11 protein-coding genes are annotated in these 19565 nt (G+C 35.2%); 7 read left to right on the top strand and 4 right to left on the bottom strand.

Going from position 1 to position 19565, the window contains the following annotated elements; all coding sequences use genetic code 11:
- Positions 1-79: 79 nt before the first annotated feature.
- The 4 genes from AB674_RS15785 to AB674_RS15770 all read right to left on the bottom strand — a co-directional run bounded on the left by AB674_RS15785 (position 80) and on the right by AB674_RS15770 (position 4117).
- Positions 80-859 (bottom strand): hypothetical protein, encoded by a 780-nt coding sequence (locus AB674_RS15785; protein WP_053004304.1) that lies wholly within the window; start codon positions 857-859, stop codon positions 80-82.
- 46 nt (positions 860-905) lie between these two features.
- Positions 906-1943: a hypothetical protein gene (locus tag AB674_RS15780; protein WP_047778155.1), complete on the bottom strand. Its 1038-nt coding sequence runs from the start codon at positions 1941-1943 to the stop codon at positions 906-908.
- 114 nt (positions 1944-2057) lie between these two features.
- Positions 2058-3476 carry a hypothetical protein gene (locus tag AB674_RS15775; RefSeq protein WP_047778153.1) on the bottom strand — a complete coding sequence of 473 codons (1419 nt, stop codon included), beginning with the start codon at positions 3474-3476 and terminating at the stop codon, positions 2058-2060.
- A gap of 71 nt (positions 3477-3547) precedes the next feature.
- Positions 3548-4117: a hypothetical protein gene (locus AB674_RS15770; RefSeq protein WP_047778152.1), complete on the bottom strand. Its 570-nt coding sequence runs from the start codon at positions 4115-4117 to the stop codon at positions 3548-3550.
- A 132-nt stretch (positions 4118-4249) separates the two neighbouring features.
- On the opposite strand from AB674_RS15770, the gene AB674_RS23240 reads away from it, so the two are divergent.
- The 7 genes from AB674_RS23240 to AB674_RS15735 all read left to right on the top strand — a co-directional run bounded on the left by AB674_RS23240 (position 4250) and on the right by AB674_RS15735 (position 19445).
- Positions 4250-4531 carry a DDE-type integrase/transposase/recombinase gene (locus AB674_RS23240; protein WP_082210664.1) on the top strand — a complete coding sequence of 94 codons (282 nt, stop codon included), beginning with the start codon at positions 4250-4252 and terminating at the stop codon, positions 4529-4531.
- Positions 4532-5177: 646 nt separating this feature from the next.
- The gene (locus AB674_RS15760) at positions 5178-6368 is read left to right on the top strand and encodes a glycoside hydrolase family 88 protein (RefSeq protein WP_047778150.1); all 1191 of its coding nucleotides are present in this window, start codon (positions 5178-5180) and stop codon (positions 6366-6368) included.
- 244 nt (positions 6369-6612) lie between these two features.
- Positions 6613-10212, top strand: a complete 3600-nt coding sequence (locus AB674_RS21960; protein WP_053004302.1) for a heparin lyase I family protein — start codon at positions 6613-6615, stop codon at positions 10210-10212.
- Positions 10213-10224: 12 nt separating this feature from the next.
- Complete coding sequence (gene hepC, locus AB674_RS15750; protein ID WP_053004301.1) at positions 10225-12207, top strand: heparin-sulfate lyase HepC; 1983 nt, start codon at positions 10225-10227, stop codon at positions 12205-12207.
- A gap of 731 nt (positions 12208-12938) precedes the next feature.
- A complete protein-coding gene (locus tag AB674_RS15745; RefSeq protein ID WP_047778148.1) occupies positions 12939-16094 on the top strand; it encodes a SusC/RagA family TonB-linked outer membrane protein in 3156 nt (1051 codons plus the stop codon).
- A 16-nt stretch (positions 16095-16110) separates the two neighbouring features.
- On the top strand, positions 16111-18003 hold the full coding sequence (locus AB674_RS15740; protein WP_047778146.1) for a RagB/SusD family nutrient uptake outer membrane protein: 1893 nt from the start codon (positions 16111-16113) through the stop codon (positions 18001-18003).
- Between the two features lie 11 nt (positions 18004-18014).
- A complete protein-coding gene (locus tag AB674_RS15735; RefSeq protein ID WP_047778143.1) occupies positions 18015-19445 on the top strand; it encodes an alpha-L-fucosidase in 1431 nt (476 codons plus the stop codon).
- Positions 19446-19565 lie beyond the last annotated feature (120 nt).

Below are 19565 nucleotides of genomic sequence, written 5' to 3'. Positions count from 1 at the left end.
ATTAATTCAATCTTATAGACAAACCCTTTATAACATATTGTGTTTGTTTATTTTAGATTTTACCTCTGAGTCGTTTAAGCTATTTATTTTCAAATACTAATTTTCTTTTCATTTGATTAATTGCACTGTACAAAATACTAAAAATTGCATCTGATGAAAACCCGCCCAATAATGCAAGCAAACTTTTATTGTACAACAAATCTGAAGTTTTCCCATTTAGAAATGGAAATATAAGAATTTCAGACATTAATAAACCAGACATTAATCCTAAAATAATGACTACAGGATAATAAGCTGAATCTTCTGGAATGATTGTAACTTTTCTAATGGAAGAATTTATGCTTCTGAGTAAATAAAACATAACTCCTAAACCAGAAATAGAAATTAAATACCCCAAATTAAATAAAAGAGAGACCCCATGATTGTCCAATACTCCTCTATCCAGTGATTTCATATTGACCATTGAGGAACAGCTTATCCCTATAAAAGATATGAGAAAAAGAAAAGATATAATTAATAAATTTTTTGAAAAAGGTATTCGACTAAGAAAACTTGTATTCTTCCAATCATTAGCTATTTCTTTGTAGAATCTTATAGACTTAGGAGTAACAGGAGAAATATTTGTACATAGTAAATTGTATGCTTCTAGTAAATCGTTTATGCTACTATTTTGGACTAAGATATTAACTTGGGGATTAATTGTTATACCATTATAAGTTGCAAAAGAAATCATACTATTAATATGTTTATTTAATTCGGTGATGACCTCCGTTGAAATACCAAGTTCATTTTGAACATCTGACGATGTAACTAATTTATCATCATTCTGGTTAGTTAGGTGGTTTTCTTTGTTGCTCATTTATTAAAATAATTTTACTTATCATATATTGATAATTAATATTTTGCTATTCACCTGATAAAGGTGGACTTTCTGGAATTAAACGACTAATGTAGCCTATAACTTGTTTTACATCAGACGTTAATATCATTGTGTCTTTTTCAACATTGTCGCTTTTTGGGCTCTCTATTATATTATTTAGTACAAATGTTCCCATACAAACAACGTTCTCTGAGGTTTTTCTATTACTAGAAAGAATTTCTCTATCCGTAGGATCAAAGTTTCCTTCAACTTCAATTCTCGATCCTATTAAAACAGATTGCGGAATTAATGGAAAACTACCTTTATTACCAATTAAACTTCCATTTGAAAAATACCCCTTATCTAAACCATCAATTTTCCAAGAGTTGTTATTTAAGATTTCAAAGTTTAACCATGAGCGATAGAAATCAACGCGAAGAAGTTTTAAATAAATTCTTGTGATTTTAGAATTTACATTTAGTGGTATTTCTGCATAATTTTTATGGGAATCGAATATTTTCCATGATAAATTAGAGTCATTCCCACTCAAAATTAAAAAGTCTTCGGAATTAGCGACAGCATTAGCTAAATCAATCTCTATTTCGACTAAGTTAGAGCCGCTGTCAAGTAACTCAACCCAATCAGACGGTTTAGCTTGCACATTATACCAATCTTCTGGAATTCCTCCAAAACCTGAAAGTTTTGAAAAATTATAAGAATTACGCGCACTTTCAAACACTGCTTGTGAATATTTTGAAAATGCATTAGCATTATTAACAATATTCCCCCAAATTTTAGATACAGAATTAAGACTGTCTACATAAGTAGGAAACAGTAATGGAATAGTATCGGACAATAGTGCAAACTGATAAGCAGCCCTATAATCTCCTGTCGGATTTGCACTAGAATGAGCATTTTTATACTGATTAATTTCAATTACAAAAGGAATCGAATTTAGTTGTAAAATGGTTTGGCCGATAGTTTCATTATTAAGATTCTTTAAAACTGCTTTTTTATCTTTTGCACGTTCTAGATTTATTTTTTTTAACAATTCAGAAGCAATCAAAGATGATATATTTCCCATAGATTAATTATTTAAATCGAAAATGGTATAAAAAATGTACCTTTTTCCGCTCAAAACACAATTTGAACAAAATGGGAGTTAATTGAATAGGAAACTCCCTTTTGAATAAAACATCTAATTATTTGAATCTAGTTTTGGAGAGAAAGGAACAATTTTACTTACCCAACCAATTATTTGCATACCTGGAATTTTTATTTCTCCATTTTGAAAATCAGAATCAAAACTATCTTCTGTTCTTCCATAACCATAACTTCCACCAACCGAAAATGGACCATAACCAACCGAAATACTAGTTTTAATCGATTCTTTAAAATGTTCTTCTTCTTCGTGACTAAAATCTGCTTTTATTGTAATATCTCTTGCTACAATGAATGCAACGGGATACATTGGTATGTAATTCGATGCATTTGTTGAGTCAATTTTGCCATTAGATATTTCACCCTTCTTGAACAGATTGCTGGACCAATAATTTAAACGAAATAGAGATTCAGAAAACCAAGGACGTTGTATATTTACTTTTGCAATCATTGCCGAAATTTCTACACTATCTTTGTCAGCACTGCTAGTTGAATGTTCGAAACTACCTTCAGCGTTGGCTTTTACCTTAATAAGACCATAATTAACATTAGTATCTACACTAAAACTATGTTCTGTTGATTTTGATCTCAATTTAGTATTACCACCACTTATTTTTAATTCTGTAAAATTTGGATTATTTTCATCAGTCCAATTTGCAGGTGAAGGATAGCTAAACAACCATTTATCTGAAAATCCCAGAGAAGAACTAAATTTTTGATCATCACTAATTGCTTCTCTAGCTCGTTGAATAGTTTGTCTAATTCCATCATTAATCGTAGTATTTAAAATTGCTAATGCTTGTTCAACATACTTAGCGTTACCAACAGCCAATTTTCTAAACGCGACCTTAATATTGTTTTCTAATATAGGGGCTTTCGCTTGCCAATTTCTATCAGCTGAAAACCTAATTGTATCATCTTTAGATCCTAAATCATCCAAATATAGATTATACGTATTTCTATAAATTATTATTGAAGAAACATAATCGTTCATATTTGACTCATAATTTACATAATCTTCACCATTTGTTCTGTTGATTACTACCTCGCCTGTAAATGGATTTTTTTCCTCTCTTAAAGGATGAAGATAATTATAGGCTTTATCATAAATTTCTGCTTGTTTAGTATCCACAGCACTGTTGGAGTTAGCGCTAAGAATTATATCCTCATAATTTTTTGAAAGTGGATTATTTGAATTTTGCCATTCTATAGCCAATGGAGAAATTTGATCTACCATTCTTGAAAATTCTTCGGATGCCTTTAAGTCTCCCAAAGGATTTGATGGAGTTCTGGGATTGGCAAATGATTTAACATCTACTGCTGCATTTTTAGAAAAATGAATAAAAGTTTCCGCTTCTGTAAATGGGTTTGATCCGCTTGCCGGTTGATAAGTAACAGCATCAAATATTCTATCATAAATCGCTTGCAACAATTCTTTTTCTTGTTCTTGTGTCATAGTTTTATTTATTAAATGTTTATTGGGGAGTATAGAAATTGGCGTTATTGCGTTATTTTAATTTAAAAAAGCTAAACTGGAGTTTCATTAATTCCAAGTAAATACCTGAATATGGTTTCAAAAGATATTTTCTTAGATCCTATTTTTTTTCCATTATTTTGGAAGTCATTCAAGTAGGAAATTTTTAAATACAAGACGTCAGTTTGTTTTTCTCCATGGTTACTATTTATTAAATCCCTCAAAATATTTCTAAAAGTTACTGTATTAGATAAAACATCAATAATACTATTTCCCGGTATAAAATCTAAAATACTTCTGGTCAACGCATTAATTGCAATATTAACAGGGTAAGTTCCATCGTATCGCTCTTTTTCTATAAATTTAGATATCCCAATATAAATGTCAGGTAAAGTCCTAATTTCGTTTGAAATAAAAACATTTTGATTCATATAAAAGAAATCCACCAACTCAGAAAGTTTTCCAATTATCACAAGTGGCTGCACACCAGCCCCTTGTTCCGAAAACAAAAAATCTCCTTTTGAGCTTTTAATTGCTTTTTTTAAAACACCTCTATCTAAAACAATTCCTTGCCATGGCACTCTAATCAATTGCGGGCTAGGTTCTCTGTATAACTCTATCATATTATTTTAAAATTTTTAGTTCATTTTAAAACAATTTTACATCCAATAAATTTATCTTATAAGTCTTTTTTAATAAATGAAGATAATAAATAGATAAGTGGTCCTTTTGATGGAATAAAATAATGCTCCTTTATGGTAAACTTGTTTGATCACTACTATTTATTAATTTACTTATACATGACTACCCCTGAACAAGTTTGGGTTTCTGATCTTACCTACATTGGAAAAAGAAATAATCTGTGTTATTTAAGTTTGATAACTGATGCGTGTTCAAAGAAGAAAATGGAATATTATGTTGCTAAAAATCTAAATACTCAAAGCTGTTTAAAAGCACTAAAGATGGCTCTTAAGCAGAGAATGCAAAACAAACTGCCTTCTATGCATCATTCTGATAGAGGTCTACAATATTGCTGATGAATATCAAAAAGAGCTGGTAAAAAACACAGTATTATGCAGTATGACACAAAACCCAGATCCTTATTAAAATGCAGTAGCAAAAATGATTAACATAATTTTAAAGCAGGTATTTATGATTAACGGATGTCACAAAAACAGGAAAATTACAACCCAAATAGTAAAAGAAACTATCCGTATTTATAATGAATTTAGGCTTCATTATTCAAATTACATGCTCACTCCAAATCAGATGTATTGCCAAATAAAACGAAAATGAGAACTTATAAAAACAAAAAACAGCTACGAGAAAAACTTGTAACCGCCTAATTATTTTACCTAAAAACTGTATCGTTTATTTAGGACTAGTCATACAATCAATTCCATAAACTAATTCTACACATTTTTTTCCATCCTATCATTTCGGACAAGATAAAATCTCAAAACAAAAACCAAAGCTGGTAGGTTTCAAAAACCTGTCAGCTTTAATTCACAAAAACGAAGAAAACTATTTCGTGCTGCATTCCTTAAAAAAACACCTCTTTTACAAGGTTCTTAATCAAATTTAAAACGTTTATAATAAAATTTGAAATACCTTTTTCTTACTCCGGTTTAATTTCGCTTTACAAAGATTCAATTTAACTGAATACTATAAAACGAATAAACTATGAAAAAAATCTGCCATCTATTTTTAGCCTTTTCAACTTTAACGTTAAGTTTATCCGCTCAGCCAATGAGGGATGACTCCTCTTCAGCATGGTTTAAAAATACAACAGAAGTAATTCATTCACAATTAAACAAAGCTGCCGAAACTTATCAACCTGGTAAAAATCCACGTTCCATAAATCCTGATGGGACAATACGATTAGCAGGATTAACCGATTGGACAACTGGTTTTTTTCCCGGTACGCTCTGGTACGGGTATGAGCTAACCGGGGATAAAGTACTGGCAGAAAAAGCAAAAATATTTACACTTGCTCTTGATTCTATTCGAAATATAAAAAACACCCATGATGTTGGTTTTATGCTTTTCTGCTCTTATGGAAATGCCTACAGAATTACGGGAGATAGGGTTTATCTGCCTGTATTAGCAGATGGCGCTGCTAATCTGTATGCTCGATTTAATCCTAAAGTTGGAACGATTCGTTCTTGGGATTGGTTACACTATCCTGTAATTATAGACAACATGATGAATTTAGAGTATTTATATTGGAGCGCAAATCAATTTAAGAATCCAAAGTATGCTGCTGCAGCTAGTACCCATGCTTTAACAACGATGAAAAATCATTTCAGAAAAGATTACAGTTCCTATCATGTTGTAGATTATGATCCCCAAACGGGTAAAGTTTTACGTAAAATGACACATCAAGGTGTAACAGACGACTCAGCTTGGGCTCGCGGTCAGGCATGGGGGCTATATGGTTATACAATGTGTTATGCAAACACTAAAAATCCTCAATTTTTAAAACAAGCCAAAAACATTGCCTCTTTTATCATGAATCATCCTCGCATGCCAAAAGACAAAGTACCTGTTTGGGATTTTGATGTTCACAACGCAATGGATACAGATGTACCAGCCCCAAGAGATGCTTCTGCAGCAGCCGTCATTGCTTCTGGTTTATTGGATTTAAGCACACAGGTAAAAGATGGAAAAATATATTTTGATTATGCAGAAGACATTCTAAAATCCTTATCATCCGATGCTTATTTAGCAAAACCGGGAGAAAATGGCTATTTTATATTGAAACATAGCGTGGGTGCATTTTTATACAATTCAGAAATTGACACCCCTCTTGATTACGCCGATTATTATTATCTGGAAGCTCTAAAAAGATACGCTTCGATCAAAAAAATCTAAACCCTTTTTATTAAGAACGAAACCATTAAAAGCCTATTGATTCTCTCTATAATCTGTTCTTGCCTAAAATATTTCAGCAGTAAATAAGTCTTATAAAAATATTTTAAACTAGATCGAATTTTGCCAAAATTTTATTCTCAGCACATCGGATACGCTCAGAATAAGATACCGTTTACTTAAAAGAATACATATAAACGCAGTCCTGATAATTACGCTTTATTTAGAAACATCAAAATCAATAATTATGAAAAAAAAATTACTTGCTTTACTTTGTGTGTTTACCTTTTTAGAATCAAATGCGCAAAATTCCAGTTGGACCTATGATTTTGGCAGTACTTCCGCATCGCCTTATGTCTCCGGCACTTATAGTTCAACTTATTTACCTGCACCAACGGCCGGCGGAGGCGATGCGAATGTAAGAGCTTCAACTTCAGCGGAAGGTTTTGTAGAACTAACTACTAATGGTTATGCAGGAGGAACCGGAGCTGAACTTAAAATGACCGGTGGAACTACTACAACTGGTGCTAAATTAGGACTAGCTCCCTTTTCCGGTACAGCAGTGGGTACTTTTCAATGCAAAATAAATGTCTTATCCGGAACAAATGGCAGATTCCTGTTCTATTTCGGTAATGGAAGTAATTTCACTAATGGAAGCGGCATAAATATCTCACAAACATTTGCTGCTTTAAGACTATCTCCAACTGCTGCCGGTGTAAATCTTGACTGGCTTACAGCGGCTGCCAGTCCTAACTATACCACAACGGGGCTTACGCAAACCACTATCAATAAAAATCAAGTTTATACATTGAAGTTTTTCATGAATAACAGTAATAGTGAAGCTTCCTATACAACTTACAATGGTGCAACTCCAATGGCACATAACCTCCCGGCCGGAACTTTTGATGTCTGGCTCGACAATACTAAAATCCTCACCAATGCTGACTCCGGAAATGGTCTGCTAACACAAGGTACGGTTCTAAATGGAATGAATTTACTGAACATAGGCGCAGGCTCATCAGCACCTGTGTTGTGTATCGACGATATAAGTTATACTAATTTTTTAGCAGCGGCACCACCACCAAGTATCACCAATACGATTCTGAATGTAGATTACGAAAACGGCACTACTAATTCAGGTATTACAGGTGTAACAGCCACTCATGCATTAGCTTCAGATGCCGTTTATATGGTTCCGAATGGCGCGACAGGTAATTATGCCGTTGCTCACAAAGTTGTCCTTGGCAATTCCGATTATTATTCTGACGGATCCTATCGAAGCGAATCTGATGCCGTTTCCGAAAAACAATTTCGCTATTCTCCTGGAGATGAGCGTCGCTATGAATTTAGTGTTTTACTAAAAGATTGGGAGCAATGGAACAGTAACAATCCGGCCTACGGTGATAATATTTTTCAGTTAAAGATGTCAGACGGACAGTTACTGCCTGTTAGGATACTGACCAGACGTAACTCGATCGTTACTCGTAATTATACGGAACAAAACGATCTGGTGTCTGATTTTCGTCCCTATATTAATCAGTGGATTCGTTTTCGCATTGATGTAAAATGGTCTACAGCTGCTACCGGATATCTAAAAATATACACCAAACTCCCTGATCAAGCCGATTACAACTTAATGCTGGATAAAAATAATTTTGTCACTTTTACAGGAAATGTCGAAAATGGAAATGTCGGGTATATCAAATGGGGAGTGTATCGAGAAGCGGGAAAAGATGCCAACGGAGATGTAATCACCAGCGACAATGTGCTCACTCGTATCGCCTATCACGATGATATTAGAATTTTTGAATTAAATAATGCCAGTGCACCAGTCCAACTCTGGAATAATGCTTTAATTGGTCCTATCGATTTTACCTCATCTATTACTACAGGTAATACTGTAAATCTGAACATTCTCAATGATGGCAGTACTATGCCTGTTTTTTTCTATGGTACTAATGGAGGTCTAAATACTGCCGGAGCATTAAGCGGAAGGGTTTTAATAAACGGATGGACAAATAAAACAACCTCTTCAGATCCTGCCACTTCTTTTAACCCGGACCAATATTTTGAGTTCAAACTGCAACCAGCCAATGGATATAAGGTGATTTTTTCTAATCTTACATTTACGGCTAGGAAAGGAAATACAACAGACCCGGGCACCTATGTTATGAGATCCAGTTTAGATGGTTTTACCACTGATATTACAGCTCCTCAAAATTTTCCCGGCACCTCAGCGACTTCACTTACCTATGATCTGTCTCCATTATCGAATGTAAAAACGCCCATTACCCTACGTTTATACTGGTACGGATCAGATAAAACAAGCGGAACTTCTTTAATAGGTATTGATGATTTTACTTTCAATGGTCAAACGAAAGCCATTCTTGCTATTCCTAATAAATCTGATATAACGAAGAATACCGATCAGGGTTTAGGAACCTACACCGCTAAAGAAAGTGAATTAGACATCACAGCCATTAACAATTGCAGTGCAACTACTTACAGTTATTCGCTTACCGGAGCCACTACAGCTACTGGCACCGGATCTTTAGCAAATAAAATATTTAATACCGGTGAGACTACTGTAACCTGGACAGCAACAGATGACTGCAATAGCGCTTCCACTACATTTAAGATTAAGGTAGTAGATTTAGAAAAACCTATTTTTTCAGAACCTGTAGAAATAACAGTAAATAATGACCCAAATCAATGTGGAGCAGTTTTAACAGTAGTAAAACCTCAAGTTTCAGATAATTGTGCCGTTGCAAGCGTGACTAGTGACGCTCCATATTTTTTTCCTTCAGGAACAACAATCGTAACTTGGACCGCTGTAGATACGAATGGTAATACCGCCATAACGACTCAGAAAATTACTGTTCTCGATGTCGAATCACCTGCAATAAATTCTATCCCTGCTGTTACACTATGTTATGACCCTGGGAATCATTATATACTTCCGGCTGTCACAGCAGTTGATAATTGCGACATTAAATCTATTTTTTATCACATTACAGGCGCAACCAATAGAGATGGAAATGGCCTAAATGTCGATGGTAATTTTAATGTGGGAGTATCCTCAATTACATGGACCGTTACCGACCATGCCGGAAATAGCAGCACCGCTACTACTACAATTACAATTAACAGTGAGTTATCGGCAAACATTCCCGATATTTATGCGGTAAGTCCGGGAGGTAAACCAAACACTATTTATTTAGGTTACGGTCCATCCTCGTTAACCCTGACTGCAACTACTCTAAACGGAAAAGCGCCGTATACTTATACATGGAATAATGGTGCCACAACAGCCAGTATTTTAGTGAATCCTTCGGTCGAAGGGGTACATCCTTATACCGTTACTGTTACAGATGCCTTTGGATGTTCCTTCACCGTAACAAAAGAAATCACTGTAACCAATATTCTTTGTGCTGGTAAAAAAGTAAGCCTATGCCATACGAGCAGCCCTAATCACGATAAAACACTTTGCATTTCCTCAAATGCAGTTTCAGCTCATTTAGCACACGGCTGTTATCTTGGTAGTTGTGAAAGTGATTACAGTAAAACCCCAAAAGAAGAAATAACTCTCGCAGAGCAGGAAACCAATGAGTTCATCGTAACCGCAATTCCTAATCCATCGAAATCTGAATTTAATTTAAGCATTACAGGAAAACCCAATCAAACTTATTCTGTAAGTATCTTTGATGTGTTAGGAAGAAAAATAAAACTTTTAAATGCAAAAAGTGGTGAAACGTTCACCGTTGGTCATGAGCTAAAAACGGGTTTATACTTTGCGGAAATAACAGAAGGTCAGAATAAAAAAACAGTTAAGCTAATCAAACAATAGTCAAAATTCCGCATGAAAAATCTAATAAAAACAATCCTTTTTACTTTCGCAATATTGACAATTTCTTTCGGTAATGCTCAGGAAAAGGAAATTACAAAAACGAGTTTCGACAATGTTAATCTTACTTTTCCGGGACTGGAAAAAGTAAATAAACTGTTTGAGGCCGGTAAGTATACTGATGCTGCGAATGAATTATTGACCTATTATCGCACTCGCAAAAATAGTAAACTCTCAGATTTTAATTTGGGCGATGAAGCTAAATTTAAAGGAAAAGAAATTGGAAAAGCAGATCAGGAAAAGGCAGACAATGCCCTACTACACCAATTTAAACCGCAAAAAGGATATGGATTTTTTGATTATGGAAAAGACATCAATTGGGATTACTGGCCTATAAAAGATAACGAAATTCGCTGGCAGCTGCACCGTGTAACCTGGTGGCAAAGTATGGGTATCGCCTACCGCGCCAGTGGAGAGGAAAAATATGCCAAAGAGTGGATTTTTCAGTTTCGTGATTGGGAAAAGAAAAACTATTTAGGACGTTCTATCGAAAACAATCACATTGCGTGGCGTCCTTTAGAAGTTTCTGAGCGTATACAAAGTCTTCCCGGAACGTTTAATTTATTTGTCGCATCACCTAATTTCACGCCGGCATTTTTAATGGAATTTCTAAACAGCTTTGCCAAACAAACCTCTTATATTCCTGAAAATTATAGTAAAGAAGGGAACCACCTACTATTTGAAGCTCAACGTGTTCTGGGCGCCGGAGCTTTTTTTCCGGAATTAAAAAAGGCAGAAGAGTGGCGCAAAAGTGGTATCGAGGTTTTAAATCGTGAAATAAAACTTCAAGTACTTCCTGACGGTGTGCAATGGGAACTATCCCCTACCTATCATATTGCCTGCATTGATATTTTCTTGAAAGCTTATAATTCAGCTAAAATGGCTGGAGTTGAGAAAGAATTTCCAAACACTTACAGCGAAACGATTGAAAAAATGATCACGGCAGTCGCAAATATCTCTTTCCCGGATTATAACAACCCAATGTTTGGTGATTCCTGGCCCGTAGAAAAACGTTTACGAATGAAACAATTTACAGACTGGTCAAAAATATTTCCGGAAAATGAATTAATGAAATATTTTGCTACTAATGGCGCTAAAGGTAAAGTACCTGACTATTTATCAAGTGAATTGCCAAATGCCGGTTTTTATACTTTTAGAAATGGATGGAACGATCAATCGACGGTCTTGATTTTAAAAGCCGGTCCTCCTGCTGAATTTCATGCTCAGCCCGATAATGGAACATTCGAATTATGGGTAAAAGGAAGGAATTTCACACCGGACAGCGGTTCCTATCTCTATAGCGGTGACGCAGAAATAACCAAAAAGAGAAATTGGTATCGCCAGACCAAAGTGCACAGTACTTTGACTTTGAACAATGAGAATATGATCATTACCAAAGCCCAACAAAATAAGTGGAAAACCTCTAAAAACTTAGATATTTTAACCTATACGAATCCTAGTTATACTGATTTAAATCACCAGCGTACCGTTTTCTTTATTGATAAAAAATATTTCGTAATTATAGATCGTGCCATTGGTAAAGCAACCGGGAATTTGGGCGTCCATTTTCAATTAAAGGAAGACAGTAAACCCGTTTTTGATACTGCCAAAAATAAGATTTATACCACTTATGCCGATGGCAATAATCTTTTGATACAAGCAATACATTCAGATCATGTAACACTTACTGAAGAAGACGGAAAAGTTTCCTATATATATGCGAAAGAAGTAAAAAGACCCGCCTTTGTATTCGAAAAGATTAAAAACGAAAACAAGAATGAACTATTTGCAACGATCATTTTCCCTTATGAAGGCAATAGAGCTCCCGAAATAAGGGTAAAGCCAAATAGAAACAATGATTTTGAGAAAGGAAATATTGACTTAAACATTACTGTAAATGGCAAGAAAAGCAAAATAACAGCCCAATTAATCGATTGATTTTTTCACCTTATTAAAATGTGCTCTGTAAAACACCTGAAATTATTTAGGTGTTTTTTTTTATGATTTTATTTTTTAAAATTTTTCCATTATTTGAAATAAATACAAGATCCTAATCGGTAAAGTCAACCCATTAAATTCCAGATTATAATTAAACCCAAACAGTATTAAAGTTAACCTTACAATACCTTTGATTTAACGCTTACATGGTTATACGATTTGAAAAAGTAAGATAAAAACGCTGTTTTAAAAACCTCAAGAACACTCCTAAATACGGGTTGTTTCGTTAAAAATCAACCATTACACATACACATTAATCAAATTCAATAGCTTTTTAGTTATTTTCAAAACAACCGTTTGTACTCGATTTCTATATTTGTTTTTATCAAATCAAACTTTTAACATGACTAAACCAAAAAAAAATGAATCAACTAACACACCAACCGTTTTTACACCCGGAAGTAAAACATCACAACTCTTTTTTTAAGTTACTAAATCGTTATCCTTTTCTGCTTAAAGAAAAAACCAATACAGCTGTTTTTAGGAAAACCAAACTCTAAAAAAGAAGCAACAGTATTTTATACCCTTTTTGAAATTAGTAGCTTCAACTTATCAGGTAAATTAAATGAATCTGAGACAGTAGAATTTAAACTATTCAAAAAGACGGGAATCAACCAAACAATATTAATTAGGGATAAAATTTCAATTTAATTCCTGTTTTACAATAGATTATGAAAAGGACTATATTTTTATTTTTACTGCTTACCACATGTAAGGTTATGTACGGACAGGATGTTATTACTGTAAAAGGTCTGGTAACCGATTCGCAGAAGATGCCTATGCCGGGAGCGACTGTTTCTGAAAAAGGAACAACAAACAGTACCACGACATCAATGGATGGGATTTATTCCATTAACGTACATTCTAATGCCATACTGGTCTTTTCTTACATCGGAACCAAAACAAAAGAAGAGCCGGTTAAAAACCAAACCAGTATCAATATCAGACTTCAAGATGACACAAATAATCTGGATGAAGTAGTCGTAGTAGGTTACGGCACAAAATCGAGAAAAGATCTTACGGGAGCTGTTTCCTCAATTAAAGGTAATGAACTGGCTAAAATCCCTGTACAAAACGTGGCACAGGCTTTACAAGGGCGTATTGCCGGAATGCAGGTCACCATGTCTGACGGAAGACCGGGTGGAGAGCCTTCGCTAAAAATCAGAGGAGGAACCTCTATTACACAAAGTAATGAACCTTTGTACGTAGTTGACGGCGTAGCTCAGACTACCGGATTGGCTTTTTTAGATCCAATGGATATAGAATCTGTAGATGTCTTAAAAGATGCAGCATCCACTTCAATTTATGGAGCTCAGGGAGCAAATGGAGTTGTTTTGGTTACTACAAAACAAGCTAAAGGAGGAAAACTTACCTTAAGCTATGATACTTATGGCGGAATAAAAACATTAGCAAATAAGCTGGACGTAATGAAACCTTACGATTATGTGAAATTAATGTACGAAGGAGCATTAGCCGATCCGGCAAGATTGCAAAAATTCACAAATAATTACGGCACTTTTGAAGAGTTGGAAGGTTTATACAAAAACAGACAAGGTGTCGATTGGCAAGAGGAAGTTTTTGGTAAAGCTGTGGTAAGCCAATATCATAAATTGAGTATTAGTGGTGGCGAAAATGATACTAAATACAATGTCTTTTATTCGAATAATAACGATCAGGGTATTATGCTGGGAAGTGAGTCTATAAAAAACATCGCGAAGCTTTCTGTGACCAATAAAGTAGGCAAGAAATTCACCATTAATTCTATTGTAAATTTTTCAAATCAAAAAATTACAGGCCTGTCTACAGGAGAAGGCGGAAATGCCCGATTAAGTATGCTGCAGGCTTTATTACAATACAGACCAACAATTGGAAAAAATGGTGTCGATGAAGATTTAAAAACCCTTGTAGTTGACCCATTAGACAATCAAGATTCTCCCGTTTTTCAAAGTCCGGTGCTTACTATAGAAAATCAGCAAAGAGAAACCATCAAAAAAACGCTAAATATGAGTTTTCAGCTCTTATACAATATCACGCCACATTTGACCTACACCGGATTAATCAATTATTCTGACAATAGTTATAAGTACAAATTATTTAACGGTGCCGAAGGTATTCAAGCAATCAGAAGCGGTGGAGCTAATGGTTCTGTGACACACAATACTGCTACACGTCTGAATTATAATAACGTTCTAACCTACAGTACTAAATTTGGCGAAAAGCATAAATTAGATGTCACCGCAGGACAAGAATATATTTATAATTATGCCGAAGGAATGTCTGCTTCAGCTTCAGTATTTCCGGACGTTAACTTAAGCTGGGACAAATTGCAATTAGGAACGATTGCAGGAATTCCTACCACCTACGCTGAAGATGATAAACTACTGTCTTTTTTCGGAAAAACAAATTATTCTTACAAAAACAGATATCTTTTATCTGCCAGTTTAAGAGCAGATGGATCTTCGAAATTTGGTACTGAAAACCAATGGGGCTTTTTTCCGTCAATCTCTTTAGCATGGCGAATTATTGAAGAAGATTTTATGAGAAGCATCCCTCAGTTTTCGGATTTGAAACTGCGTGTAAGTTATGGTGAAGCAGGAAATAATCGTATTGCAAATTATGCTGCATTAGGTATTTTTGATTCCGGATCTTATCCGCTCAACAATCAGCAGACCGCAACTGCTTACCAAGACAACCTCCCTAATCCGTTCTTGAAATGGGAAGCAACAAAATCAACCAACATTGGTTTAGACTTAGGTTTTTTTAAACAACGCGTCAGTCTTACGACAGAACTTTACGATAATAAATCTCAAGATTTGTTGTACAATACCCGCGTCCCTGCAAGTTCCGGTTTCAGCCAGCAATTTCAAAATATTGGAGCGACTTCCAGCCGTGGACTAGAATTTACGTTAAATACGACAAATATTAAAACAGATCATTTTAATTGGAGTTCCAGTTTTAATATTGCCTTTAATAAAACCAAAGTCTTGGAATTAAGCCAAGGTGAAACTTCACTTATTACCAATAGTTATACAACCACTAATGACTACATCTTACAAGTTGGTAAACCGGTCGGTATTATGTACGGTTATGTCAGAGACGGATTATATCAGGTAAACGATTTTGACTACAATCAGGCAACCAATACTTATGCTCTAAAATCAGGTGTGGTAAAAGATAATATTGTGGTACAACCCGGATTTATCAAATTTAAAGATATCAGCGGTCCGAATGGAACACCGGACGGAATTATAAATGATTTAGACCGAACTGCCATTGGTAATTCAAATCCTAAATATACCGGAGGTCTAAACAATACTTTTAGCTACAAAGGAATTGATTTTAGCGTTTTCCTTGATTTCTGTGTCGGAAATGATATCTATAATGCCAATGTATTAAATAACTCAAGACTTAATTTAGAGAATTTAAACACTTTAGATATGTATTCAAACAGATGGATGTCTATAAATTCAGACGGAAATGTTGTTACAAATCCAAACGAGCTTGCTGCTTTAAACCAAGGAAAAACCAATCCTGTTTATAATGGTAATACGACAGGACGTTTGTACAGTGATATTATCGAAGACGGTTCCTTTTTGAGAATCAACAACGTAAGTTTAGGATATACATTACCCAAAAAATGGTTAAATGCGTCTAAAATTTCCAACTTCCGAATTTATTTTACGGCATACAATTTATATGTATTTACTAAATATACAGGCTATGATCCTGAAGTAAGTGTGAGTAATAATGCGATAACCAGAGGAGTAGATTTTAGTGCTTACCCTAGAAGCAAATCTTTTATCACAGGACTAAGTATTTCACTTTAATTTAAAAATTCAGAAAATGAAAAATAAGTTATTTTCCCATAAAAAAATAAGCATCGCAGCTGGAATAGCCTGCTTATTATTCCTCTTAAATTCTTGTGATAACGAATTAGAAGTAACTCCGTATTCTTATTTTACAAGTGCCAATTTTTTCTCTAATACAGATCAGGCTAATATGGCTACATTGGGTGTTTACGAATCAATGTCTTCAAGAGATACTTATGGCTGGTATATCCCTTTTGTCTTTGATGCGGATACAGATATTTTACAAATAAGCGGCTTAGGTTCAGACGACTGGAGAACCATCGCTCATTATCAGGGAATTTCACAAACAAATGCATTATATACAGTTTGGTCTAAATTCTATCAGGGAATTGACCGCGCAAATGTAGTTGTAGAAAAAATTCCTCAAATGGATTTATATACTAATGGTACACAAAATCAAAAAAATCAATTGAACCGCTATATTGGCGAGGCTAAGTTTTTGCGTGGTTTTTATTATTCTGAATTAGTCCGTTTATGGGGTGATGTGCCATTTAAAATTAAAAGTTCACAAACAGGTGATGATCTAAGAGGAGCTCTTGTAGACCGAAAAGAAATATATGCTCAAATTATTCAGGACATGCAGGAAGCTGCTGCTCTATTACCTGAAGAAACACCGAAAGATGAACGCGTAAATAAATGGGCCGCAAAAGCCCTATTGGCGAGAGTCGCTCTTTTTGCCGGAGGTTATTCATTAAGTGCAAATGGAACGATGTCCAGACCGGGTAATTACAAAGATTTCTATTTAATAGCTCAGAAAGAGATTAATGATATTATGGCTCAAAATCCATATAAGTTAAATCCATCCTACTCAAAAGTATTTAAAAATCAATGTCAGCATGTTTTAGAGCCAACTGAAAACATTTTTCAAATTGCTTTTTTTAATCCCTCAGGAACTATTGGTAATGCCTCATGGGTTGGTTATTTTAATGCTCCATTGACCGCTGCAAGTAGTTTATATGCAACAACTCCCGGAAGATGTTTAGTGCCAAAACCATTTTACACCAGTTTTAACGCGGCCGACCAACGAAGAGATGTTTCAATTGCAACCTACTCTATTAACGCCCTTGGAAACAAAAACCCGCTGTTAACCGCAAGACAAGACGAATCGTGGACAACAGCCAAGTGGAGTCGTGAGTATCAAACTAATTCAACACTCGAACGTTCGTATACACACATCAATTGGGTGGTTATGCGTTATTCGGATCTGCTTTTAATGCGTGCCGAAATAGAAAACGAATTAAACGAAGGTCCAAATGCGATTGCCTATGATGCTATTAATCAAGTGAGAAGAAGAGGCTTTGGCGCAGACATTACAGGAAGCGGAATAAATATCACCTTAGGCAACAAAGGAACAGGATATTCAGCGGCTGGTAATGTTCTAATTCAAATCACTGGCGGCGGAGGTACAGATGCAGCTGCAGCAGTAGTCGCACTTGCTAACGGAACAATAGGTACCATTGCAATGCTTCGTTCAGGCGATGGTTATACATCGGCACCCACAATAACCATTACAAGTACTGACGGAAAAGGCTCAGGAGCCACAGCTACAGCGACACTTTTGACAAAACCCACAACAACACAAATACATCTTCCTGCCGGATTAAATAAAGATAATTTCTTAAAAGCATTACAACAGGAAAGAGCTTGGGAACTTTCCGGTGAAGGAATGCATCGATCTGATCTGATTAGATGGGGAATTTTATCCGATAAAATAACAGAAACCAGTACCGCAGTTAAAGCCATTCGCTCCAACTATTTCTATCCGGCGGTTACCAATTTTGTAAAAGGAAAACACGAACTCTATCCTTATCCACAAAATGAAACTGACGTAAATAAAAATATAACACGTCAAAATCCGGGGTATTAAAATTTTAAACCATGAAAGTAAACATTCTAACCTTTTTTATAGCGCTTCTTTCTATAGTATCATTTGCGCAGCAACCGCAAAGACCTGCAGATATTTATGAGGCTTCGAAAGTGTATGAATACCCAACTGACCCTCTGGTATTAAAAAAATTAGAAAAATGGCGGGATCAAAAGTTTGGTATCATGATGCATTGGGGAATTTACAGTGTAGAAGGAATTCGTGAATCATGGCTCTTGTGCAACGAACCACGATTTGTACGAGACAGTAATGTCGTTTATGAAGATTATAAAAAGTGGTATTGGAGTTTATCTGAAAAAATGAATCCTACAAAATTTGATCCCGATAAGTGGGCAGAAATTTCTCAGAAGGCTGGAATGAAATACGTTGTTTTTACCACCAAACACCACGATGGTTTTAATATGTTTGATACCAAAGAGTCCGATTATGGAATAACTAAAGGACCTTTTGCCAAAAATCCAAAAGCAGATGTAACCAAATTTATTTTTGAAGCGTATCGCAAAAAAGGAATGATGATCGGGGCCTATTTTTCTAAACCCGATTGGCATTCCGAATATTTTTGGTGGCCTCGTTACGCCACAACGGACAGAAATGTAAATTATGATGGAAATAAAAACCCTTGGCGCTGGAAAAAATTTCAGGATTTCACCTATAACCAAATTAGCGAACTAATGCATCATTATGGAGCGATCGATGTTTTATGGCTGGATGGCGGCTGGGTTCGCCCATTGGAACAAGGTAAAAAAAGACCCGAAGGTTTTTCTTTATACCCTGATTTCAGCCAAGATATAAATATGCCTGAAATAACCCGTATGTCACGTGAGGCACAGCCTGGCATTTTGATGGTGGACAGAACGGTACACGGACCCTATGAAAATTACAGAACACCGGAACAATCTATCCCAAAAGAACAAATTAATGACCCTTGGGAGACCTGCATGACACTTGGTAAAGGCTGGGGGTATAGAAAAAACGATAAAATAAAATCCGCTACCTATATCATTCATAAATTGACAGAAGTTGTCGCTAAAGGAGGGAATTTTTTGTTGAATGTTGGTCCTACACCGGAAGGAGAATTTCCTGAAGAAGTGACTACATGTTTAGAGAAAGTGGGACAATGGCTCAAACAAAATGGAGAAGCGATTTATGCAACGCGAACCTCAGCTATTTATAACGATGAAAATATTTGGTTTACACAATCCAAAGATGGCAAAGTTAAATATGCTATTGCTTGCCTAAAGGAAGATACTTCAGTTCCCGTTAGTCTTCAATGGAAAGGAATTATACCTACTAAAAGCACCTTAAAATTGCTTTCAACAGGTAAAACCTTAAAATGGAAACAAACGGGAGATAAGATAGAAGTCTCCTTGCCCAAAGATCTGGTTGGAAAAAATGTTCCGGCACTTGCATTTTCAATACGATAAAACAGAAATAGAGCAATCGTTTTTAGAATTGTTCTTTTTTTGGACGTTAATGCAGTGCTTAATGTGCTGCATTAATATTCCAAAGAACTATAAAATCTATTCAAAACCATAGCTACTATT

The organism is Flavobacterium sp. ABG (assembly GCF_001027725.1).
Classification (GTDB): Bacteria; Bacteroidota; Bacteroidia; order Flavobacteriales; family Flavobacteriaceae; genus Flavobacterium; species Flavobacterium cupriresistens.
The sequence above is the reverse complement of the archived record's forward strand: the minus strand, read 5'-3'. Positions and strand labels throughout refer to the sequence as shown.